Origin of the sequence: Altererythrobacter sp. MTPC7, assembly GCF_042851395.1 — a bacterium.
In the GTDB taxonomy this organism is placed as follows: Bacteria; Pseudomonadota; Alphaproteobacteria; order Sphingomonadales; family Sphingomonadaceae; genus CAJXSN01.
On record NZ_BTGS01000001.1, the window covers coordinates 129,613 to 149,451 of the forward strand.

Genomic DNA, 19,839 nt, shown 5'->3' on the forward strand with positions numbered 1-19,839 from the left:
GTGTTTTTGAAGAGCCCGCACGTGCGACGGTTTGTTTGACGGAGAATATGTGATGCGGCGTGTCGTCGTTACCGGACTTGGCCTTGTCACCCCGCTGGGCGGGGACGTGGATACCACCTGGAAGAACCTGATCGCGGGTGAGAGCGGGGCTGGCACCATCACCCGCTTCGATCCGGCCGACCAGAAGTGCAAGATCGCCTGCGAGGTAAAGCCGGCGGACCATCCCTGGGGCTTCGACCCGAACAAGCGCGTCGACCACAAGATCCAGCGACAGGTCGATCCCTTCATCGTCTACGGCATCGATGCCGCCGGACAGGCGCTGGAAGATGCCGGCCTGACCGACATGAGCGAGGAAGAAAAGCGCCGCACGGGCTGCTCCATCGGGTCCGGCATTGGCGGCCTGCCGGGAATCGAGAAGGAATCGATCGTCCTGCACGAACGCGGGCCGGGCCGTGTCTCGCCGCACTTCGTCCACGGGCGCCTGATCAATCTCGTCACCGGGCAGGTGCAGATCCAGCACGGCTTCATGGGGCCGAACCACGCGGTCGTGACGGCCTGCTCGACCGGCGCGCATTCCATCGGCGATGCCGCGCGCATGATCCGCGACGACGATGCCGACGTGATGCTGGCAGGCGGCGCGGAAAGCACCGTCAACCCGCTGGGCATTGCAGGCTTCGCCCAGGCGCGCGCGCTCAACATGAGCATGAACGACCGCCCGGCGGAGGCCAGCCGCCCCTATGACAAGGACCGCGACGGCTTCGTCATGGGCGAAGGCGCTGGCGTTGTCGTGCTCGAGGAATACGAGCGCGCCAAGGCACGCGGTGCGACCATTTATGGCGAGGTCGTGGGCTATGGCCTGTCGGGCGATGCCTATCACGTCACCGCTCCGCATCCCGATGGCCTCGGCGCGCAGCTGGCGATGGAAATGGCACTGCGCAAGGCCGGGATGGACGGCAGCGAGATCGACTACGTCAACGCCCACGGAACCAGCACCATGGCCGACACGATCGAACTGGCCGCGGTAAAGCGCGTGCTGGGCGACGATCTGGGCGGTGCCAGCATGAGCAGCACAAAATCCTCCATCGGCCACTTGCTGGGCGGTGCGGGCGCGGTGGAGGCAATCTTCTGCCTGCTCGCCATGCGCGACGGCATCGTTCCCCCGACGCTGAACCTGCACAACCCCGACGAAGGGACGGAGGGCGTCGACCTGGTCCCGCTGAAGGCGAAGGAGCGCGAGGTTCGCGCCGTGCTGAACAACAGCTTCGGCTTCGGCGGCACCAATGCCTCGCTCGTCATGCGGAAGGCCGACTGACCCGATGAAAGGCGTGAAAGGCCTGCTGGCGATTGCCGCGCTGGTCGCGCTGGCCGGCATCGCATGGCTGGGCAGCGGCTGGTGGGTCGGCAGTCAGGTCGAGGAGGAGACGAGCTTCATCGTGCCTTCGGGCGCGACGCTGACATCCGTTGCAGGCAAGCTGGAGGAAGAAGGCCTGATCGGTTCTGCCGACGGTTTCCTGCTGCGCGCCAAAATCCTCGGCAGCGGCGATCCGGTAAAGGCCGGCGAGTTCCTCGTGCCCGAAGGCGCGACCGCCTCGACCATGCTCGATACGTTCCAGCATGGCGAGACGATCAACCGCTTCGTCACCATTCCCGAAGGCACGCCGTCCATCGTCGTGCACGAAATCCTGATGGCAGAGCCCCTGTTGACGGGCGAGATACCGGTCCCGGTCGAAGGCAGCGTCCTGCCCGACACCTACAGCTTCGAACGCGGGGAGGATCGCACGGCCGTCCTTGCCCGGATGCAGGCGGCGATGCGCAATTACCTGGCCGAAGCCTGGCCAAAACGCACATCCGACATCGCCGTCGACACGATCGAGGAAGCGGTCACGCTTGCCAGCATCGTCGAGAAAGAGACAGGCGTCGCGCGGGAACGGCGGATGGTGGCAGGCCTTTATTCCAACCGCGTAAAGACCGGGATGCTGCTGCAGGCCGATCCCACGATCATCTATCCCATCACGAAGGGCAAGCCGCTGGGCCGCCGCATCCGCCAGTCGGAAATCGCCGCGATCAACGGATATAACACCTACACCCGCACCGGCCTGCCAGAGGGTCCGATCACCAATCCCGGGCGCGAGGCAATCGCGGCCGTGCTGGACCCGGCGGAAACGGACGCGGTGTACATGGTGGCCGACGGGACGGGCGGCCATAAATTCGCCAGGACGCTGGCCGAACATAACGCCAATGTTGAGGAATGGTATTCCCTCCGCCGCGAGCGGGGCGAGATGTGAGCGGAACGCCCGCAGTCGCCGATACTACGGACTTGGCGGACACCGATCCCTTCATCCTGACCGCCCGGCTCCCGGCCGACCTTCACAGCTGGGCGACCGGCCTGCGGACCGAGCATTTCCCGCCGGAGCGCAATTATCTCGAAGCGCATGTCACCCTGTTCCACGCGCTGCCGCCGCAATGCGGAGACGAGATTGCGGAGGTGCTGTCACGGGTTGCAGCGCAGACCGCGCCCGTCCCTGCGCGGCTGCTTGGTATCATGTCGCTGGGCGGCGGGACCGCGCTGAAACTGGAAAGTCCGGCCATGCTGGCGCTGCGCGACGAGATCGCGGAGCGGTTCCACGGAATGCTGACGAAACAGGACCAGCACCGGCCCCGGCTGCACGTGACGATCCAGAACAAGGTAACATCGAAAGAGGCAAAGGCTTTGCAGGCGCAGCTGGAGGGCAGGGTCGAGGAACGCGCCTTCGCCTTTCGTGGGCTCGAACTGTTCCGATATCGCGGGGGACCGTGGGAAAAGGTCCGCGATTTCGCCTTCCGCGGATAAAACCGGGCCCGAGAGCGAGCGAAGGCAAAACGCGCTGTTGACCGGAGGAAAACGCCGCCGTAAGAGCGCCGCCTGCCGCGAGCCACATTGGCTCGCCTGGCCCTGCGGGGCGGAGTAGCTCAGGTGGTTAGAGCAGCGGAATCATAATCCGCGTGTCGGGGGTTCGAGTCCCTCCTCCGCTACCATTTTTCAACGAGATGTTTTCGTCGCACCGGAGGCGTTTAGCGCGCTCTATCGGTCCAGCGTTCCGAGGAATTCGGTCAGTAACCGCGAGCATTCCTCCGGCCTTTCCTGCTGGGTCCAGTGGCCGCAGCCCTCCAGCATGTGCAGACCTCTGAGGTCCGGGAGCAGCGTCTTCATCGTTTCGATTGGCGCGCGACCCGCCAGCCTGGTGGCGAGGTCGCGGGTACCGCCGATGAACAGGCTGGGCTGCTTGATGACGTGGCTGTCCAGCCCGCTCAGCATCTCGTGATCGCGGCGCCGGTTGCGATATCGGTTCAAGGGGCCGCGAAATCCGGAAGCTGCAAATTGCGAGGCGAGATAAGCGACGTCTTCCTCGCCAAGCCAGGGGAGGGGCATTTGCGGTTCGGGCAGCCCTTTCAGCAAGCCGTCGCCCGGTTTCTTGTCCGTCGGCCAGGTGCCATCCGGTGCGTCGCCCGAAATCGCGTAGTAGAACCGCCGTATCGTGGCGGCCGGATCGTCTTCCAGTTCCGCCTCAGCAATGCCTTCCTGCTGGAAATCGACGATGTAGAAATAGCGTCCGCGCTTCGTGAAGACTTCGTCATGGACGATGTCGGTCGGGACGTCTCCGGGCGCGGAATGCGGGACGGACAGGCCGGCGACCGCGCGAAAGGTCGAAGGATGCACCAGGGCCGATGTCCATGCGATGGGTGCGCCCCAGTCATGCCCGACGATGACCGCCGGAGCATCGGGAGAGAGCGCCTGCGCCAGGCGCGCACAGTCCCCGGCCAGTTCCTTTAGCGAGTAGGCCGCGATCCCGTCCGGTGCGGAGGAACCGCCATAGCCGCGAACATCCATCGCGGCGACGCGGTATCCTGCTGCGGCAAGGGCGGGGATCTGCGCCCGCCAGTTATACCAGCTTTCCGGGAAGCCGTGGACGAGGAGGACCAGCGGTCCTTCCCCCATCTCGGCATAGCGCACGGTGATGCCGGGCACCGCCCGTCCAGACCTGCTTGCCGAATTTCCCGCTTCTCCGCTTCCATGGCGGTGGAACGCGCGAAGGGGGCCGCCGTTGGTGTCGTAACTTCTCAAGGTGCCTATGCTCTCCGACCGGGAGAGTTTCCCAATGCCGGGCACCGCAGACAGGAAAGCGAAGCCATGAGCACCATCCAGACGAACAACCCCGCGACCAAGCAGCCGCTCGAAACCTACGACATCATGGACGAGGCGGAAGCTATCGGAAAGGTCGAGGCGGCGCATGAAGCCTTCCTCGAATGGCGCAAGAAAAGCCACGAGGAGCGCGCGCCCTATCTGCGCAAGATTGCCGAGGTGCTGCGCGCCAATTCGGACAAGTTCTCGCAGCTTATGACCGACGAAATGGGCAAGCTGCTGAAGGACGGAAAGACCGAGGTCGAGATTTGCGCCCGCATCTTCGAATATACCGCCGATAACGGTCCTGAAGCGCTGGCCGACGAAGAGCGCAAGCACAGCGGCGGCAAGAAGCGCGGTATCGTGACCTATTCGCCCATCGGTGTGATCTACAGCATCCAGCCGTGGAATTTCCCCGTCTACCAGCCGTCCCGCGTGCTTGCCGCCAACCTGATGGCCGGCAATGCCTGCATTCTGAAGCACGCATCGATCTGCACGGGCAGCGGCCTGCTGCTGCGCGACCTGTGCCTGGAAGCGGGCCTGCCCAAGGGCCTGTTCGACGTGATCCTGGTGGGGCACGACCTCTCGGACAAGATCATTGCCCACGACCTGGTGCGCGCGGTGACCATGACGGGCAGCGACGGGGCCGGCAGCCATATCGGCGAAACCGCTGCCAGCAATCTCAAGAAGACCGTCCTCGAACTGGGATCGAACGATGCGTATCTCGTGCTGGAGGATGCCGACATCGAACTGGCGGTAAAAACCTGCGTGCAGGGCCGCCTCTACAATAACGGTGAAACCTGCGTGTCGGCAAAGCGGTTCGTGGTGACCGATGCCGTCTATGACGACTTCGTGTCCGCCTTTGTCGAGCAGATGAAGGCAGTCACCATGGGCGATCCGAACAAGGAAGACACCCAGCTCGGCCCGGTATCGGGGAAGGACCAGTTCGACACGCTGGTGGAACAGGTCGGCAAGAGCATCGATGCCGGTGCGACCGTGCTGTGCGGCGGCGATCCGGACGAGAATGCGGACGGATATTATTATCCCGCCACGGTCCTGGCCGACTGCAAGCCGGGCATGCCCGCCTATGACGACGAACTGTTCGGCCCTGTCGCCTCGATCATCCGTGCCAAGGACGACGAAGACGCCATGCGCATCGCCAATGACAGCCGCTACGGCCTTGGCGGCGGTATCTTCACGAAGGACGAGGACAAGGCGATCCGGCTGGCGCGGGACCACTTCGATACCGGCATGGTCCGGATCAATTCCTTCGGTGCTGCCGATCCGAACATGCCGTTCGGCGGTGTGAAGGATTCCGGATACGGCCGCGAACATGGCGGTTTCGGGATGAAGGAATTCGTCAATGCGAAGGCCATCTTCCTGCCGTGAGCAGGACCGCGCCTCGACCCAAACCGGAAATCCAAGGAAACTATATCATGAAAATTCTCGTCGCCGGCTCGACCGGCAATACCGGCCAGCGCCTCGTCCATGAACTGAAGGAGCGAGGGCACGATCCCGTCGCGATGGTTCGTGACAACTCCGACACCTCCGGCCTGCCGGAAGGGGTGGAGCAGCGAATCGACGACCTTGCCGATCTGTCAGACAGCGTTGTGGACGGCTGCGAAGTCGTGATCTTCGCCGCCGGATCGGGCGGCGATACGTCTGCCGAAATGACCGACAAGATCGACCGCGACGGCGCGAAGGCGCTGATCGACCAGTCGGTAGCCAAGGGCGTCCGCCGCTTCGTCATGCTCAGCAGCATCGGGGCGGGCGATCCCGATCCGGACAGCGACCTCGCGCATTACCTCCAGGCAAAGCACGAGGCGGACGAGCATCTGATGAAGACGGACCTGGAATATGCGATCCTGCGTCCGGTAGCCCTGACCGATGACGGTCCGACCGGCGAAATACGCCTTGGCGACAATGTGGACCCGAAAGGCGAGGCCGCGCGCGGCGATGTCGCCAAGGTGCTGGCCGATGCTGCAGAATCGCCCGATTGGGTGGGCAAGGTGCTGGCGATGGAAACCATCTCCTGAAGCTTGCGAGCATATTCGCGCGTCATGGCCGTTCCCCTATCCGGGAGCGGCCATTTCGCGTTTCCCATGTGAACAATTACGTATCCGCCATGTTGCGGTGCAGCACACATCCCGTATGCATACAGGCATGAGCGCACGATCCCCCCTCGGTCCGCCGCCGCGACTGGACAGTCTGGGCACGCTTGCGCTGTTTCTCGATTTCGACGGAACCCTCGTTGCCATTGCGGACGAACCGGGGGCAATCGAGGTGCCCGCGGATCTCGGACAGCGATTGGCGACGCGCAATTCGTCGATGGACGGGGGCCTTGCCCTGGTGACGGGCAGGCCGCTCGCGGAAATCAGCGAGTTCCTCGGCGAGCCGCGCATCGACCGGGCAGGCTCGCACGGGAGCCATGTGATTGCCGATGACGGCACGGTCCTGCGTTCCGCCGACCCCATCGCGAACGACGTGAAAGATCAGCTGCAAGACTATGCACGGCGCAATGATCTTTATTTCGAGAACAAGCCGCACGGCGCAGGGCTTCATTCGCGCAAGAATCCCGAAGGGTTCGATGCCATGGTCCAGTTCGGCCGCGATGTTGCGCGCGATGCGGGGCTGTCCTGCAAGGTCGGCAAGCATGTCATCGAGCTGGTCCAGCCCGGTACGGGAAAGGACGGTGCTGTCCGGCTGTTGATGCAGCAACCCGGCCGGGCCGGGGCCATGCCCGTCTTCATCGGGGACGACATCACGGACGAAGACGGTTTCCGCGCGTGCGAGGAAGCAGGCGGCTTCGGCATTGCAGTAGGTGAAAGACCGAGCGAGGCGGCCCGTTACCGCCTTGCCGGCGTGAAAGAGGTTTATGAATGGCTGAAACTGTGACCCCGCCCGGCGAAAAGCGGCAGGGGAACCTGGAGCTGTGGCCGATCGGCAATTGCCAGGTCAGCGGGCTGGTCGATGAAACGGGCGCGCTGGTCTGGGGCTGCGTGCCCCGCGTCGATGGCGACCCGGTGTTCTGCTCGCTGCTGAACGGCGACAACCGCGATGCGGGCACATGGCGTTTCGAACTGGAAGGGCAGGTCTCCGCCAGCCAGAGCTATATCCGCAACACGCCCATCCTGCTGACGCGGCTGGAGGCGGAGGACGGCAGCGCCGCGGAAGTGCTGGACTTCTGCCCGCGCTACGAAGGCAAGGGGCGGATGTACCGGCCCGTCGCCTATGCCCGGATCGTGCGTCCGATCGCAGGCAATCCGCGCCTGAAAGTCGTGCTGCGCCTGCTCAGGAATTACGGCGCGCAGGTCGCGGAGACGACCAGCGGCACCAATCATGTCCGCTACCTGACCGGCCAGCAGGCCCTGCGGCTCAGCACCGATGCGCCTGTCGGATATGTCATGGAACAGCGCAGCTTCCGGCTGGAAGAGGACACGCATTTCTTCCTCGGCCCGGACGAGCCCTTCATGGGCAATCTGCGCGAGGAAATCCGCCGGATGGAGCAGTCCACCCGCAAATACTGGCAGACCTGGGTCCGCGGCCTTGCCACCCCGTTCGAATGGCAGGACGAGGTTATCCGCTGCGCGATCACGCTGAAGCTGTGCCAGCACGAGGAAACGGGCGCCATCGTCGCCGCGCTGACGACCTCCATCCCCGAAGCTGCGCATTCGGAGCGCAACTGGGACTACCGTTACTGCTGGATCCGCGATTCCTACTACACGGTGCAGGCCCTCAACCGCCTGGGCGCGCTGGATGTGCTGGAGAAATATCTCGGCTATCTGCGCAACATCGTCGACGGCGCGAAGGGTGGCCAGATCCAGCCGCTCTATTCCGTCATGGGCGAAAGCGAGCTGGACGAGACGACCGCATCGCATCTTGCGGGCTATCGCGGCATGGGGCCGGTGCGGCGGGGCAATGCCGCCTACAAACAGGTGCAGCACGACTGCTATGGCCAGATCGTCCTGCCGACCGTGCAGGGCTTCCTCGACAAGCGTTTGCTGCGGATCGCCGACGACCACGATTTCGAAAGCCTGGAACAGGTCGGAGAAATGGCGTGGAAGATGCACGACCAGCCTGATGCCGGCCTGTGGGAATTCCGCACCCGGCAGGAAGTACACACCTATTCCGCCGTGATGAGCTGGGCCGCCTGCGATCGGCTGGCGCGCACTGCAAGGCTGATCGGGAAGGCCGACCGCGCCGGACTGTGGCAGGAGAGGGCGGACCAGGTTCGCGCCACGATCGAGGACAAGGCGTGGGTCGAAGGCGACGGCAATGGCAATCACGGCCATTACAAGGCTAGTTTCGAGAGCGATTATCTCGATGCCAGCCTGCTGCAGATGATCGACCTGAAATTCCTGATGCCGGAAGACCCGCGGTTCAAATCGACGTTCGAGGCGATCGAGAAGGAATTGCGGCGCGGTTCGCACATGCTGCGATATGCGGCAGAAGACGATTTCGGCGCGCCCGAGACCGCGTTCAATGTCTGCACGTTCTGGCTGATCGAGGCGCTGCATCTCGCCGGGCGCAGCGAGGAAGCGCACGGCCTGTTCTCCACCATGCTGGGGCATACGACGGGGTCCGGAATGCTGAGCGAGGACCTCGACTGGGAAAGCGGCGAACTTTGGGGGAACTTCCCCCAGACCTACTCGCTGGTGGGTATAATCAATTGCGCCGGATTGCTGTCCAAACCGTGGAGTGAAGTGCGTTGAGCCGACTGGTCGTCATCTCGAACCGCGTCGCCGTTCCCAAGGCGCGCGGTGCGGCGGGTGCGCAGGGCGGCCTGGCGGGCGCGCTGAATTCCGCGCTGAAGAAACACAAAGGCGTCTGGTTCGGCTGGTCCGGCAGGGACAGCGACGAGGCGGCCGGCACGATCAACATGCAGCGCCATGACGGCGTGACCACGGCGACCATCGACCTGACCTCGCAGGAGGTCGACGACTATTATAACGGCTACGCCAATTCGACCCTGTGGCCTCTGTTCCACTACCGGCTCGACCTGACCCGTTACGAGCGGGAGACGGGCAAGGGCTATGAAAGGGTCAACGAACGCTTCGCCGAAAGCGTCACCCCTCTGATCGAGGACGACGATCTTGTCTGGGTTCACGATTACCACCTGCTGCCGCTGGCCGAGCGGCTGCGTTCCCGGGGGCTGAAGAACCGTATTGGCTTCTTCCTGCACACTCCATGGCCGCCGACGCGGCTGTTCGTCTCCCTGCCATTCCACGAACGGCTGGTGATGGCGATGCTCGAATACGACGTCATCGGGTTCCAGACCCGCGAATGGCTCGAAAGCTTCCTGCATTACTGTGAGAAGGAACTGCACGCCGATATCGACGAAGCCAGCGGCCGCATCACCTATCAGGGGCGGACCTGCACCGCGCGCGCCTATCCCATCGGGATCGACTGGGACCATTTCCAGGCGCAGGGCGAGACGGGCGAGGCAAGGCAGGCGGCGCAGCGGCTGTTGTCGTCGACCCGCCGCCGGACGGCCATGATCGGTGTGGACCGGCTGGATTATTCCAAGGGGCTACCGGAACGGATCGACGGGATCGGACGGTTCTTCGACCAGAATCCGGACCGGGTCCGTGACCTCGTCTATATCCAGATCGCACCGCCCAGCCGGGAAGATGTCGACAGTTACCAGAAGATCCGCAACGAGCTGGAGCAGAAGACCGGCCAGATCAACGGTGCGCGGTCCGAAGTCGACGTGGTTCCCATCAGATATGTGAACCGCGGTTACAGCCACGCCGAACTTTTCGGCTTTTTCCGTGCGGCGAAGATCGGCATGGTCTCTCCCCTGCGCGACGGAATGAACCTGGTGGCGAAGGAATATGTCGCCGCGCAGGACCCGGAAGACCCGGGCGTCCTGATCCTGTCCCGGTTTGCCGGTGCGGCGGCGCAGCTCGATCGGGCGCTGCTAGTCAATCCGCACAGCCCCGACGATCTTGCGCACGCCATCGGCAAGGCGCTGGACATGCCGCTGAAGGAGCGGCGCGAACGCTATGAGGCCAGCATTGCAACGGTCCGCGACGACAACGTCCAGATATGGACGGAAAACTTCGTCGCCGACCTCGCCGGAGAAGGCGAAGCGCACTAGACGCGTTCAGCAGTAGCGCTGCACCGGCGGAGTATCTTCTTCCCATGCGATATTGTTCGACCGGGCGAGGAATTTCTCCAGTTCCAAGTGCTTCGGGCTTTCGGCCCTTGCAGCGAGCACCTGCTTCACCTTCAGCAGCATGAATTTGGGGTCGAACGGTTTGCGGATGTAATCCTGCGCGCCGTTATATCGGGCCTGTTCCTCGTCGCCCGCACCCGTCATGGCGGTGAACATGATGACGGGCAGGTCGTACAGGTTCTTCGATCCGCGCACCTCGCGCAGCACCTTCGCCCCCGACATGCCGGGCATGTCCTGGTCCAGCAGCATCAGGTCCGGCCGCCGCCATTTGAGCAGGTCCAGTGCCTCTTCCCCGCTGGTGACCCAGCCGCAGGCGTGGCCCTTCGTAATCAGGATTTCGGATGCCATTTCGGCGATCAGTTCGTCATCGTCGACGATCAGGATGTGGGCCATGGAAAAACTTTCCTCGCAATTGCTCCCGTCAGGCCGTCGCTTCTATCCCCTGCAAGCTACGCAGGGATGGGCAGGGGGGTAGGCACTGCTACGGATAAGTGCTCGCCTGCTTGCCGAGGTTGCCGCGGCGCGGCGCGCCTGCCACCACCGGGGCCATGATTCGCGATCCCTTCCTGCCCATGCAGGGCATTCACAACTTCCGCGATTACGGCGGCTACGAAACCAGCGACGGACGCCGCGTGCGGACCGGACTGCTCTATCGCTCCGGCCAGCATGTCGAAGCGGAAGACGCCGACCTCGCAGCGATCGACGCGCTCGGCATCCGGACCGTGATCGACCTGCGCGGCGAAAGCGAGCGGATCCGCAATCCCTGCCGCCGCAGCGACGAATTCGACGCGGAAGTGATTTTCCATCCGGGCGAGACGACCAGCAGTCCCCCGCACGAGGATGTGGGCAGCACCGCCGTGACGGCCGACTATGCGCGCCAGCGGATGACGGCGGTCTATACCAGGATGCCGGAAAACCCGGCGATGATTTCCATGTTCTCGCGCTTCTTCCAGGCCCTGGACCAGAACGAGGGCGCGAGCCTGGTTCACTGCTTTGCCGGGAAGGATCGCACGGGGATTGCGGCCAGCATGGTGCTGCATGTCCTCGAGGTTCCGCATGAATCCATCGAACGGGAATTCCTGCTGACGAACGATGCGCCCACGCTGGAAGTGCTCAAGCGGCAGTCGCTTCCGGGGATAGAGGCCCGGATCGGGAAGCTGGACGAGGATGCCGTGCGCAGCCTGCTGGAGGTGCGCCGCGAATATCTGCATACCTATCTCGATCGTGTGACCGCCTCGCACGGGTCGTTCGATGCCTATCTCACGCAGGCGATAGGTGTGGACGATGCGATGCGTGCCCGGCTGAAGGCGCGCTTCGTGGAGTGACAACCGGCCCGGCGCTTCCCATATGAGGCGTCATACGAAACCCGATTGCAGATACGAATACGGACAGGACTGACATGGCTACCCATCGCACCAAGATGCTCATCATCGGCTCCGGCCCCGCAGGCTATTCCGCCGCGATCTACGGCGCGCGCGCCATGATGGAGCCCATCGTGGTCCAGGGCCTGCAGCCCGGCGGCCAGCTGACGATTACGACCGACGTCGAGAATTATCCCGGCTTCCGCGACGTGGTCCAGGGCCCCTGGCTGATGGAAGAGATGAAGGCGCAGGCAGAGCATGTCGGCACGCGCATGATGTGGGACACCATTGTCGAGGTCGATATCGACAGCGGTTCGCCCTTCCGCGCCATCGGCGACAGCGGCGACGAATATATCGGCGACGTGCTGGTCATCGCCACCGGTGCGCAGGCCAAGTGGCTGGGCGTGCCGGGAGAGCAGGAACTGGGCGGCAAGGGCGTATCCGCCTGTGCGACCTGCGACGGGTTCTTCTATCGCGGCAAGAAAGTCGCGGTGATCGGTGGCGGCAACACCGCAGTCGAGGAAGCGCTGTACCTGACCAACCATTCCGACGACGTGACGCTGATCCACCGCCGCGACGAATTGCGGTCGGAGAAAATCCTGCAGGACCGCCTGTTCAAGTCGGACAAGATCTCGACCCTGTGGAACAAGACGGTCGAAAGCTTCGAGGCCGGGGAGGATGGCTCGCTGCACCACCTCGTGCTGAAGGACACGCAGACGGGCGAGACATCGACGCTGGAAGTGGACGGCGCGTTCGTTGCCATCGGCCATGCGCCCTCGACGGAACTGTTCAAGGGCAAGCTGCCGATGGACGATGGCGGCTATCTGCTGGTCGAGCCGGGCACGCCCAAGACAGAAGTGCCGGGCGTATTCGCCGCAGGCGACGTGACCGACAAGGTTTACCGCCAGGCAGTTACGGCGGCAGGCATGGGCTGCCAGGCGGCGCTTGACGGAGAACGCTTCATCGCCGGGCTCGAAATCGAACCCGACGGTCATGTGGAGGCCGTTCCCGAAGCGGCAGAGTAGGTCTCTGGCGCTCCGGGTATCGGCTTACCGACCGGGGCGTCTTACATGTGGATGTCGAAGACCTTCACGGCGGCGTGGAAGATCAGCGCGATCAGCACCACGCTCGACAGGGCGAACAGCACGAAACGCACCATCACCACATTGGCGGTCGCCTGCACCAGTGAGTGGACCACGCGGAGGCCGGTATAGATCCAGGCCAGCAGCGTATTCATCTCGCCGCCTTGGCCGGTAATCGCCAGCACCAGCACGGCTGCGTAGAATACGGTCGGCTGTTCGTGCAGGTGATTGTAATTGTGCGCCTTGCGCTGGACGCTGGTCGGCAGCTTGTTGTCCAGCAGGGCGGCCGTGTTGTTCTCCGCCAGTTCGCCGGGCGAAACGCCCTGCTTGCTCATGGCGGGAATGCGGGTCGCGTACATCCAGCCCCACATGATCATCGTCCACACCAGCAGCGCGACGAGGGGCTGGAGAATGGCTGTATCGGTCATACCGGTAATGCTCCCGGATCAAAGAAAAGGGTCGCCCATACCGCCCTCAGCGCGAGGACGATCAGGGCGATGGTCGAAAGAACGAAGAACAGGAAGCGGACGCTCACCTTGTTCACTGTCGCCTGCCACACCGAATGGACGATGCGAAGCGCGACGTAAATCCACGCGAAGAGCACGTCGATGGCCGATGCACCCATGATCGCGAGGATGATCACGGTGGGGTAGAAAATCGTCGGCTGTTCCATCAGATGCGCGTAATTGTGCGCTTTCCAGTTGACCTTGTCGGGCACGACCCCTTCGAGATCCTGGCCCCGGCCGCCCGGTCTGGCGTTTGCGAGATTGCCTGCCGCCGCCTTCATGGCGGGGAAGCGCGTGCCGGCCATCCAGAACAGCATGACCAGCGACCACACGACCAGAACCGCCGCTGGCGCGAGCATTTGAGCCTGCATTCGAACTCTCCCTGTTGCGCCGCCTAGCTGCAAGGGCAGCGGGGCGTTGTCAATTCACGCCGCTCGGCCGCGCATCGTGCCTGTGGAGATCGTGCGCGCAAAACGTTCCGGATCGACATTTCCGCCTGTCAGCATCACGACCGTATCGCTGTCGGTTTCCACCTTCCCGGCAATCACGGCGGCCAACGCCGCTGCGCCGCCCGGTTCCACCACGAGGTTGAGGCGGGAGAAGGCGAACCGCTGGGCCTCGCGCACCTCCTCGTCGCTGACCGTCACGCCCGGATCGCTGCGCCCCAGCAGCAAGCCGAGGTTTATCGGCTTCGTCGCATCGGGCTGCAGGGCGTCGCAGATGGTTTTCGGTTTGGGCTCGCCGACGGAGACTATCTCGCCCCGCCGCAATGCCTGCCCCAACATGTCCCAGCCTTCCGGTTCGACCGGAACGATGGCGCTGTCCGGGCAGGCGAGGGCGAGCCCGGCTGCCAGACCGCCGCCCCCGCAGCAGACGACGAAGCGCGAGGGATTGCGGCCGAGCTGCTCCGCTGTTTCCAGTCCGGCCGTGCCCTGACCCTCGATCACCCAGGGGTCACCGAAGGCATGGACCAGCGTGCCGCCCTGCGCCTCCAGCACGGTCGCCGCGACCTCGTCACGGTCCTCTCCCGGCCGATCGTAAAGGACGATTTTCGCGCCGAGAGCCTTCGTCGCCTCTATTTTTACGGGCGGTGCGTCGCGCGGCATCACGATGGTCGCTTCTATGCCCAGCCGTTTTGCCGCCCAGGCGACGCCCTGCGCATGGTTCCCGCTGGATACGGCAACGACCCCGTCCTCCCGCTCCCTGGCCGAGAGGCTCGTAAGGCGCCACCACGCGCCGCGTATCTTGAACGCCCCGACCGGTTGCAGGCTCTCGACCTTTGCATGAAGCCGGACACCGCCGATCTCCAGCGGCAGGAGCGGAGTGGGCGGCAGGGGAATGGCCCGCAGGCTGGCCAGCGCATCGTGCACGCCGGTGGATCGAGGTGTTCGGATCATCTTGTCGTCCTAGCGCATTGGCTTATGTGAGCGGCAAGCAAATTCACCATTCAGCGTCCTGCAGGAGCCTTCGATGTCGTCCAAATCCGCAACAGTTCTCGTAATCGGTGCCGGCGGCGTCAGTTCGGTCTGCGTCCATAAGATGGCGTTCAACAAGGACATTTTCTCCGACATCCACCTCGCCAGCCGCACGAAATCGAAATGCGATGCGATTGCCGCCAGCGTGAAGGAGCGTGCCGGGGTCGACATCGCCACCTACGAGATCGATGCCGAGGAAGTCCCGGCAATGGTCAACCTTATCAAGAAGGTGCAGCCCAGCCTCGTCGTAAATCTCGCCCTGCCATATCAGGACCTTCCGATCATGGACGCGTGCCTGGAGGCGGGCGTCGATTATCTCGACACCGCAAACTTTGAGCCGAAAGACGAGGCGAAGTTCGAATACAAGTGGCAGTGGGCCTATCACGACCGGTTCAAGGAGGCCGGGCTGATGGCGCTGCTGGGCTCCGGCTTCGACCCGGGCGTCACATCCGTCTTCACCATGTGGCTGAAGAAGCACAAGCTGAAGACGATCCGCCAGCTCGACATCCTCGACTGCAACGGCGGCGATCACGGGCAGGCCTTTGCCACCAATTTCAATCCGGAAATCAACATCCGCGAAGTGACTGCGCCCGCGCGCCATTGGGAAGACGGCGAGTGGGTGGAAACGCCCGCCATGCAGGTTTCGACCGAGTTCGACTTCGAGGCGGTGGGGCCGAAAAACGCCTATCTCATGTATCACGAGGAGCTGGAAAGCCTCGCGAAGTTCAATCCGGAACTGGAGCGCGCGCGGTTCTGGATGACCTTCGGCGACGAATACATCAAGCACCTGACCGTGCTGCAGAATGTCGGCATGACCGGGATCGAGCCGATCAAGTACCAGGGCAAGGATATCATCCCGCTGCAATTCCTCGCCGCCGTGTTGCCCAAGCCCGAAACGCTGGGCGAGACGACCAAGGGCAACACCAATATCGGTGTCATCGCGACCGGCGAGGCGCTGGATGGCTCCGGCGAGAAGACGTTCTACATCAACAATATCTGCAGCCACGAGGCGGCCTACGAGGAGACCGGCAACCAGGCCGTCTCCTACACGACGGGGGTTCCTGCCATGATCGGCTCGGCGATGATGGTCACCGGCAAGTGGTCGGGACACGGCGTCTTCAACATGGAAGAGATGGACCCCGATCCCTTCATGGACATGCTCAACGCGCACGGCCTGCCCTGGCAGGTGAAGGAAATGGACGGTCCGGTCGAGTTCTGATCAGTTATGCGTTTCACAGCCGAAGATGTGTTGGCAGACTGCCGCCTCGCCCATGAGGTAATGGAGGCTGAGTCTGATCACAATTTACTACGGCTCCAATGGATAGGTGCCTTGGCTCTTTTGCGGTTAGTCGGCGACGTCCTCGATAAGGTTGATGCGAAAAGAGGCGAGCAGGTCAAATCTTCGATTTCGCTGCAATTTGAGCAGGATCGAAACGACGAAATGTATCGCGATTTTATCAAGGGTTCGCGAGATAGGGCGATCCATACGTACGACCATGACTTATTGGATGCGAGCGAAATACCGGTATTGCTGGAATACTCTGACGGAGAATTAGAGCAGTACGAACTGGATGAGTGCCTCTTTATGCCTTTGACCAAAGGATTCCGGGCAGGGGAAGACGCACGCGATGTCTATTCTGCTGCTATTTCATGGTGGGCAACGCACATCGAATCAATAAAAGAGCGAATTGCTTGATGGAAACCAAAGCCGGTGATCCGGGCGCCTTCGCCCATTTCGACTTGAACCGTGTCGACAGCCCAGCCTTCGTGGTCGACGCTGCGAAATTGCGCGCCAATTGCCAGGTTCTGGCGGACATCCGCGACGAGGCGGACATCAAAGTGCTGTCTGCGCTCAAGGCCTTCTCCATGTGGAGCGCTGCGCCCATCATTGGCGAATATCTCGACGGTGTGTGCACGTCGGGTCTGTGGGAGGCGCGCCTCGCCTGCGAGTTCTACGATGGCGAGATCAGCACCTATTGCGCCGCCTACAAGCCGGAGGATCTGGAAGAGGTCTGCCGCCTGTCGGATCACGTGATTTTCAATTCGCCCAAGCAGATGGAGCGCGCTGCCCTGATCCTGGAACAGGCCAAGCTGACCGGCGGCGATGTCAGCGTAGGGCTGCGGATCAACCCGCAGGTGCCTACAGGCGAGGTGCCACGCTACGATCCCTCCAGCCCCGGCAGTCGGCTCGGCTTTCCGCTCGACCAATTGGAGCCCGAGCACATGGAAGGCGTGGAGGGTATCCACTTCCATAATCTGTGCGAGCAGGATTTCGAGCCGCTGGCGCAGACCTGGGACAAGGTGTTCGATGCGATCGAGCCGTGGTTCGGGCAGCTCAAATGGATCAACATGGGCGGTGGACATCATATCACCCGCGCCGATTACCAGCGCGAGGAGCTGGTCGAGTTCCTCAAGGATGCGAAGGAAGATACCGGCGCGGAAATCTATCTCGAGCCGGGCGAGGCGGTTGCGCTTGATGCGGGTATCCTCGTCGGGACAATCCTCGACACCGGTGTGAACGGCGTGCCTTTCGCGATCACCGATGTATCCGCCACCTGCCACATGCCCGACGTGATCGAGGCACCCTATCGCCCGGCCATGCTGGGCGAGGGGGCAGGGGAAGGGGCCCCGGTGCGGCTCGGCGGCTCGTCATGCCTCGCAGGCGACGTCATCGGCGATTACCACGTGGCCGGCGGCGCCAAGGCAGGCCAGCGTTTCGCGTTCCTGGACCAGGCGCATTATTCGATGGTGAAGACCAACACGTTCAACGGCGTTCCCTTGCCATCGATCTGGCTGTGGGACAGCGAAACCGACGCGCTGGAGCAGGTGAAGGCCTTCGGATACGAGGATTTTCGCAGCCGTCTGAGCTGAGCGCACGATCCATCGCAGATCAGCCCCGAAGCACCCCTTCGAAACTTGCGGACGGCGCGGGCGGTATTCACTTGCGTTTCATGAAGTACGATTTATATGCGCGCCTCCTGCTGCCCCGCCCCCGGAAATGGGGGGACTTCCTAACCGCAAGGCAGCGTGTCGTTTCACGGTCCGCAAGGATTGTTTAGGGGGTCCCTTGAGTTGCAGCATTATCCCGACGCCAAGGCTGTAGTCCGCGCGCTTTCGCCGGATGAACCGGTCATTCTCAACCGTCCGCACGCAGCAGCGCGCGCGGCGCGTTTCTTTGTCGAGAAATTCCCGGGCAAGTCGCTCTATGCCGTGAAGGCCAACCCCTCGCCGGATCTCGTGAAGATCCTGTGGGACAATGGCGTGACGCATTACGACGTCGCCTCGATTGCAGAGGTGCGGATGGTGCGCTCGGTCCTGCCCGATGCAACGCTGTGCTTCATGCACCCGATCAAGGCGCCGGGCGCCATTCGCGAAGCCTATCGCCAGCACGGTGTGAAGACTTTCAGTCTCGACAGCGTCGAGGAACTGGAAAAGATCGTCGAGGCCTGCCGTGACGAGAACGGCAACGCTGCAACCGACCTGCGCCTTTGCGTGCGCCTGCGCGTGTCGAGCGAGCATGCGGCCCTGTCGCTGGCGGCCAAGTTCGGCTGCGACCTGACCGAGGCGCCGGCCCTGTTGCAGGTCGCTCGCCAGCATGCGGATTGGCTGGGCGTGTGCTTCCATGTCGGCAGCCAGGCGATGAGCCCGTTTGCCTTCGTGCAGGCGCTGGACCGCACCCGCGCCGCCATCGCAGAGGCGTCGGTCGTGATCGACATGATCGACGTGGGCGGCGGCTTCCCGAGCATCTATCCCGGAATGGAGCCGCCACCGCTGGAAGATTACTTCCAGATCATCCACCAGCATTTCTACGCGCTGCCCATCGCCTACAACGCCGAACTGTGGTGCGAGCCCGGCCGCGCGCTGTCGGCGGAATATTCGTCGCTGGTGGTCAAGGTGGAGAAACGCCGGGGCGACGAGCTCTACATCAATGACGGGGCCTATGGCGCGCTGTTCGATGCTGCGCATGTCGACTGGAAATTCCCGGTCAAGCCGCTGGAAGACGACCTGATCAAGCCGGACATGGACTTCGCGTTCTACGGTCCGACCTGCGACGATGCCGATTACATGCCCGGTCCCTTCGCGCTGCCGGAGGACATCCAGGCAGGCGACTACATCGAGATCGGGATGCTGGGTGCGTACGGCGCCGCGATGAAAACCGGCTTCAACGGATTTGGCGAGGCGATCAGCATCGACGTGGAAGACGAGCCGATGGCGAGCCTGTACCGCGGCGACCGCGATCGCCCGGCGACCGACAACGTGGTCAATCTGCGCTGAGTTTTACGGGATTTCCCGGGGGGAGGGTGCCGACTGAACCTTCGCCTTAAAGGGGGAGATTCGACAGCAGGTTCAGCCGGCAGGTTTCATTTGGGAACCGGCGCCGCGATTACCAGCCTGACCCGAAGTCCATGGCTTCAAATACCGGCCTCTACCGCGATGCGGACGAGGTCGGCACTGGAGCTCAGCCCCAGCTTCTCCATCGCCAGGCCGCGGTGCATCTTCACCGTCTTTTCCGACAGGCCGAGTTCGGCCGCCACCTGCTTGTTGCGCAGTCCCGATGCCACCATCCGGGTCACTTCGAGCTGGCGCGGCGAAAGGGTCTTGAGCGCTTCCGTCGCGCGGCGCTGGCGCCCGATCGATACGCTGGACTGGTCTTCCGACACCTCCACCTGACTGCCGAGGAAAAACTGCAATTGGTCGTCGTCGCTGTAGATCGGCGCGACCAGAACGGCATTGCGGAACGGGGTTCCGTCCTTCTTGTAATTCAGGATCTCGACCAGAACCGGTTTACGCTCTCTCACGCCTTCGCGGATGCGCTCCGTCAGCCACGGTTCGGTGCCTTCGCCCGCCAGGAAGCGGCAATTGCGACCGACGCATTCCTCGGCAGAGAAACCGGTCAGTTCCTCGAACGCCTTGTTGACGGCGACCAGCGGATTGTCGGGCAGGCGCGGATCGGAAACGACGGATGCAATCGGGCTCGCCTCGATCAGGGTCAGGACCCATTCCGGCGGAGGCTCGAATGATACGGGAGGCTGGTTCTTGTCCGAACCGTTCGATGGCTTTCCGTCACTCATGACACG

Annotated in this window: 20 protein-coding genes and 1 tRNA gene; 15 read left to right on the plus strand and 6 right to left on the minus strand. The window is 63.1% G+C overall.

The genetic code is table 11. From position 1 onward, the window contains the following. Positions 1-52: 52 nt before the first annotated feature. From fabF to ACGHJ7_RS00660, 4 genes are all read left to right on the plus strand, one after another. Complete coding sequence (fabF, locus tag ACGHJ7_RS00645; protein ID WP_390473710.1) at positions 53-1,312, plus strand: beta-ketoacyl-ACP synthase II; 1,260 nt, start codon at positions 53-55, stop codon at positions 1,310-1,312. Between the two features lie 4 nt (positions 1,313-1,316). Further along, the gene (gene mltG, locus ACGHJ7_RS00650) at positions 1,317-2,285 is read left to right on the plus strand and encodes an endolytic transglycosylase MltG (protein ID WP_390473712.1); all 969 of its coding nucleotides are present in this window, start codon (positions 1,317-1,319) and stop codon (positions 2,283-2,285) included. Continuing rightward, on the plus strand, positions 2,282-2,830 hold the full coding sequence (locus ACGHJ7_RS00655; protein ID WP_390473714.1) for a 2'-5' RNA ligase family protein: 549 nt from the start codon (positions 2,282-2,284) through the stop codon (positions 2,828-2,830). The genes mltG and ACGHJ7_RS00655 overlap by 4 nt, the downstream gene beginning before the upstream one ends. Positions 2,831-2,938: 108 nt before the next feature. After that, positions 2,939-3,015, plus strand: a tRNA-Met gene (locus ACGHJ7_RS00660). Positions 3,016-3,061: 46 nt separating this feature from the next. Here the strand turns inward: ACGHJ7_RS00660 and ACGHJ7_RS00665 are convergent. After that, the gene (locus ACGHJ7_RS00665; protein ID WP_390473716.1) at positions 3,062-4,102 is read right to left on the minus strand and encodes an alpha/beta fold hydrolase; all 1,041 of its coding nucleotides are present in this window, start codon (positions 4,100-4,102) and stop codon (positions 3,062-3,064) included. Positions 4,103-4,168: 66 nt separating this feature from the next. On the opposite strand from ACGHJ7_RS00665, the gene ACGHJ7_RS00670 reads away from it, so the two are divergent. The 5 genes from ACGHJ7_RS00670 (at position 4,169) to ACGHJ7_RS00690 (ending at position 10,259) form a co-directional block, all read left to right on the plus strand. Then, complete coding sequence (locus ACGHJ7_RS00670) at positions 4,169-5,548, plus strand: NAD-dependent succinate-semialdehyde dehydrogenase (RefSeq protein WP_390473718.1); 1,380 nt, start codon at positions 4,169-4,171, stop codon at positions 5,546-5,548. Positions 5,549-5,595: 47 nt separating this feature from the next. Beyond that, on the plus strand, positions 5,596-6,195 hold the full coding sequence (locus ACGHJ7_RS00675; protein WP_390473720.1) for an SDR family oxidoreductase: 600 nt from the start codon (positions 5,596-5,598) through the stop codon (positions 6,193-6,195). A 127-nt stretch (positions 6,196-6,322) separates the two neighbouring features. Continuing rightward, positions 6,323-7,054 carry a trehalose-phosphatase gene (otsB, locus tag ACGHJ7_RS00680; RefSeq protein ID WP_390473722.1) on the plus strand — a complete coding sequence of 244 codons (732 nt, stop codon included), beginning with the start codon at positions 6,323-6,325 and terminating at the stop codon, positions 7,052-7,054. Next, positions 7,039-8,871 (plus strand): glycoside hydrolase family 15 protein, encoded by a 1,833-nt coding sequence (locus ACGHJ7_RS00685; RefSeq protein WP_390473724.1) that lies wholly within the window; start codon positions 7,039-7,041, stop codon positions 8,869-8,871. The genes otsB and ACGHJ7_RS00685 overlap by 16 nt, the downstream gene beginning before the upstream one ends. After that, positions 8,868-10,259: a trehalose-6-phosphate synthase gene (locus ACGHJ7_RS00690; RefSeq protein ID WP_390473726.1), complete on the plus strand. Its 1,392-nt coding sequence runs from the start codon at positions 8,868-8,870 to the stop codon at positions 10,257-10,259. Before ACGHJ7_RS00685 ends, ACGHJ7_RS00690 begins: the two co-directional genes overlap by 4 nt. A gap of 6 nt (positions 10,260-10,265) precedes the next feature. Here ACGHJ7_RS00690 and ACGHJ7_RS00695 read toward each other — a convergent pair whose 3' ends face one another. Next, a complete protein-coding gene (locus ACGHJ7_RS00695) occupies positions 10,266-10,730 on the minus strand; it encodes a response regulator (RefSeq protein ID WP_390473728.1) in 465 nt (154 codons plus the stop codon). Between the two features lie 155 nt (positions 10,731-10,885). Here ACGHJ7_RS00695 and ACGHJ7_RS00700 point away from each other — a divergent pair, with 155 nt between their 5' ends. Both ACGHJ7_RS00700 and trxB read left to right on the plus strand, forming a co-directional pair. Then, entirely contained in the window at positions 10,886-11,662 is a 777-nt protein-coding gene (locus tag ACGHJ7_RS00700) for a tyrosine-protein phosphatase (RefSeq protein WP_390473730.1), read from the plus strand. A 74-nt stretch (positions 11,663-11,736) separates the two neighbouring features. Continuing rightward, entirely contained in the window at positions 11,737-12,723 is a 987-nt protein-coding gene (gene trxB, locus ACGHJ7_RS00705) for a thioredoxin-disulfide reductase (RefSeq protein ID WP_390473732.1), read from the plus strand. A gap of 41 nt (positions 12,724-12,764) precedes the next feature. Here the strand turns inward: trxB and ACGHJ7_RS00710 are convergent, their stop codons facing one another. Genes ACGHJ7_RS00710 through ACGHJ7_RS00720 form a run of 3 tightly spaced genes read right to left on the minus strand, consistent with a single transcriptional unit; the run spans position 12,765 to position 14,683 of the window. Beyond that, positions 12,765-13,208 (minus strand): MAPEG family protein, encoded by a 444-nt coding sequence (locus tag ACGHJ7_RS00710; protein WP_390473734.1) that lies wholly within the window; start codon positions 13,206-13,208, stop codon positions 12,765-12,767. Next, positions 13,205-13,657, minus strand: a complete 453-nt coding sequence (locus ACGHJ7_RS00715; protein ID WP_390473736.1) for an MAPEG family protein — start codon at positions 13,655-13,657, stop codon at positions 13,205-13,207. Before ACGHJ7_RS00715 ends, ACGHJ7_RS00710 begins: the two co-directional genes overlap by 4 nt. A 54-nt stretch (positions 13,658-13,711) precedes the next feature. After that, positions 13,712-14,683, minus strand: a complete 972-nt coding sequence (locus ACGHJ7_RS00720) for a threonine/serine dehydratase (protein ID WP_390473738.1) — start codon at positions 14,681-14,683, stop codon at positions 13,712-13,714. A gap of 73 nt (positions 14,684-14,756) precedes the next feature. Here ACGHJ7_RS00720 and ACGHJ7_RS00725 point away from each other — a divergent pair, with 73 nt between their 5' ends. The 4 genes from ACGHJ7_RS00725 (at position 14,757) to ACGHJ7_RS00740 (ending at position 19,036) form a co-directional block, all read left to right on the plus strand. Next, the gene (locus ACGHJ7_RS00725; RefSeq protein ID WP_390473740.1) at positions 14,757-15,980 is read left to right on the plus strand and encodes a saccharopine dehydrogenase family protein; all 1,224 of its coding nucleotides are present in this window, start codon (positions 14,757-14,759) and stop codon (positions 15,978-15,980) included. 6 nt (positions 15,981-15,986) lie between these two features. After that, positions 15,987-16,457: a hypothetical protein gene (locus ACGHJ7_RS00730; RefSeq protein ID WP_390473742.1), complete on the plus strand. Its 471-nt coding sequence runs from the start codon at positions 15,987-15,989 to the stop codon at positions 16,455-16,457. Further along, positions 16,457-17,632 carry a carboxynorspermidine decarboxylase gene (locus ACGHJ7_RS00735; RefSeq protein WP_390473744.1) on the plus strand — a complete coding sequence of 392 codons (1,176 nt, stop codon included), beginning with the start codon at positions 16,457-16,459 and terminating at the stop codon, positions 17,630-17,632. The genes ACGHJ7_RS00730 and ACGHJ7_RS00735 overlap by 1 nt, the downstream gene beginning before the upstream one ends. A gap of 201 nt (positions 17,633-17,833) precedes the next feature. Further along, on the plus strand, positions 17,834-19,036 hold the full coding sequence (locus tag ACGHJ7_RS00740) for a type III PLP-dependent enzyme (protein WP_390473745.1): 1,203 nt from the start codon (positions 17,834-17,836) through the stop codon (positions 19,034-19,036). A 137-nt stretch (positions 19,037-19,173) separates the two neighbouring features. On the opposite strand, the gene ACGHJ7_RS00745 is transcribed toward ACGHJ7_RS00740, so the two are convergent. After that, positions 19,174-19,833: a LuxR C-terminal-related transcriptional regulator gene (locus ACGHJ7_RS00745; RefSeq protein ID WP_390474089.1), complete on the minus strand. Its 660-nt coding sequence runs from the start codon at positions 19,831-19,833 to the stop codon at positions 19,174-19,176. Positions 19,834-19,839 lie beyond the last annotated feature (6 nt).

What these genes read in the sequence shown, in the direction of transcription:
- fabF (WP_390473710.1), top strand. Translation starts at nt 53, where the DNA reads ATGCGGCGTGTCGTCGTTACCGGACTTGGCCTTGTCACCCCGCTGGGC.
- mltG (WP_390473712.1), top strand. Translation starts at nt 1,317, where the DNA reads ATGAAAGGCGTGAAAGGCCTGCTGGCGATTGCCGCGCTGGTCGCGCTG.
- ACGHJ7_RS00670 (WP_390473718.1), top strand. Translation starts at nt 4,169, where the DNA reads ATGAGCACCATCCAGACGAACAACCCCGCGACCAAGCAGCCGCTCGAA.
- ACGHJ7_RS00675 (WP_390473720.1), top strand. Translation starts at nt 5,596, where the DNA reads ATGAAAATTCTCGTCGCCGGCTCGACCGGCAATACCGGCCAGCGCCTC.
- otsB (WP_390473722.1), top strand. Translation starts at nt 6,323, where the DNA reads ATGAGCGCACGATCCCCCCTCGGTCCGCCGCCGCGACTGGACAGTCTG.
- ACGHJ7_RS00685 (WP_390473724.1), top strand. Translation starts at nt 7,039, where the DNA reads ATGGCTGAAACTGTGACCCCGCCCGGCGAAAAGCGGCAGGGGAACCTG.
- ACGHJ7_RS00695 (WP_390473728.1), bottom strand. Translation starts at nt 10,730, where the DNA reads ATGGCCCACATCCTGATCGTCGACGATGACGAACTGATCGCCGAAATG.
- ACGHJ7_RS00700 (WP_390473730.1), top strand. Translation starts at nt 10,886, where the DNA reads ATGATTCGCGATCCCTTCCTGCCCATGCAGGGCATTCACAACTTCCGC.
- trxB (WP_390473732.1), top strand. Translation starts at nt 11,737, where the DNA reads ATGGCTACCCATCGCACCAAGATGCTCATCATCGGCTCCGGCCCCGCA.
- ACGHJ7_RS00710 (WP_390473734.1), bottom strand. Translation starts at nt 13,208, where the DNA reads ATGACCGATACAGCCATTCTCCAGCCCCTCGTCGCGCTGCTGGTGTGG.
- ACGHJ7_RS00715 (WP_390473736.1), bottom strand. Translation starts at nt 13,657, where the DNA reads ATGCAGGCTCAAATGCTCGCGCCAGCGGCGGTTCTGGTCGTGTGGTCG.
- ACGHJ7_RS00720 (WP_390473738.1), bottom strand. Translation starts at nt 14,683, where the DNA reads ATGATCCGAACACCTCGATCCACCGGCGTGCACGATGCGCTGGCCAGC.
- ACGHJ7_RS00725 (WP_390473740.1), top strand. Translation starts at nt 14,757, where the DNA reads ATGTCGTCCAAATCCGCAACAGTTCTCGTAATCGGTGCCGGCGGCGTC.
- ACGHJ7_RS00730 (WP_390473742.1), top strand. Translation starts at nt 15,987, where the DNA reads ATGCGTTTCACAGCCGAAGATGTGTTGGCAGACTGCCGCCTCGCCCAT.
- ACGHJ7_RS00735 (WP_390473744.1), top strand. Translation starts at nt 16,457, where the DNA reads ATGGAAACCAAAGCCGGTGATCCGGGCGCCTTCGCCCATTTCGACTTG.
- ACGHJ7_RS00745 (WP_390474089.1), bottom strand. Translation starts at nt 19,833, where the DNA reads ATGAGTGACGGAAAGCCATCGAACGGTTCGGACAAGAACCAGCCTCCC.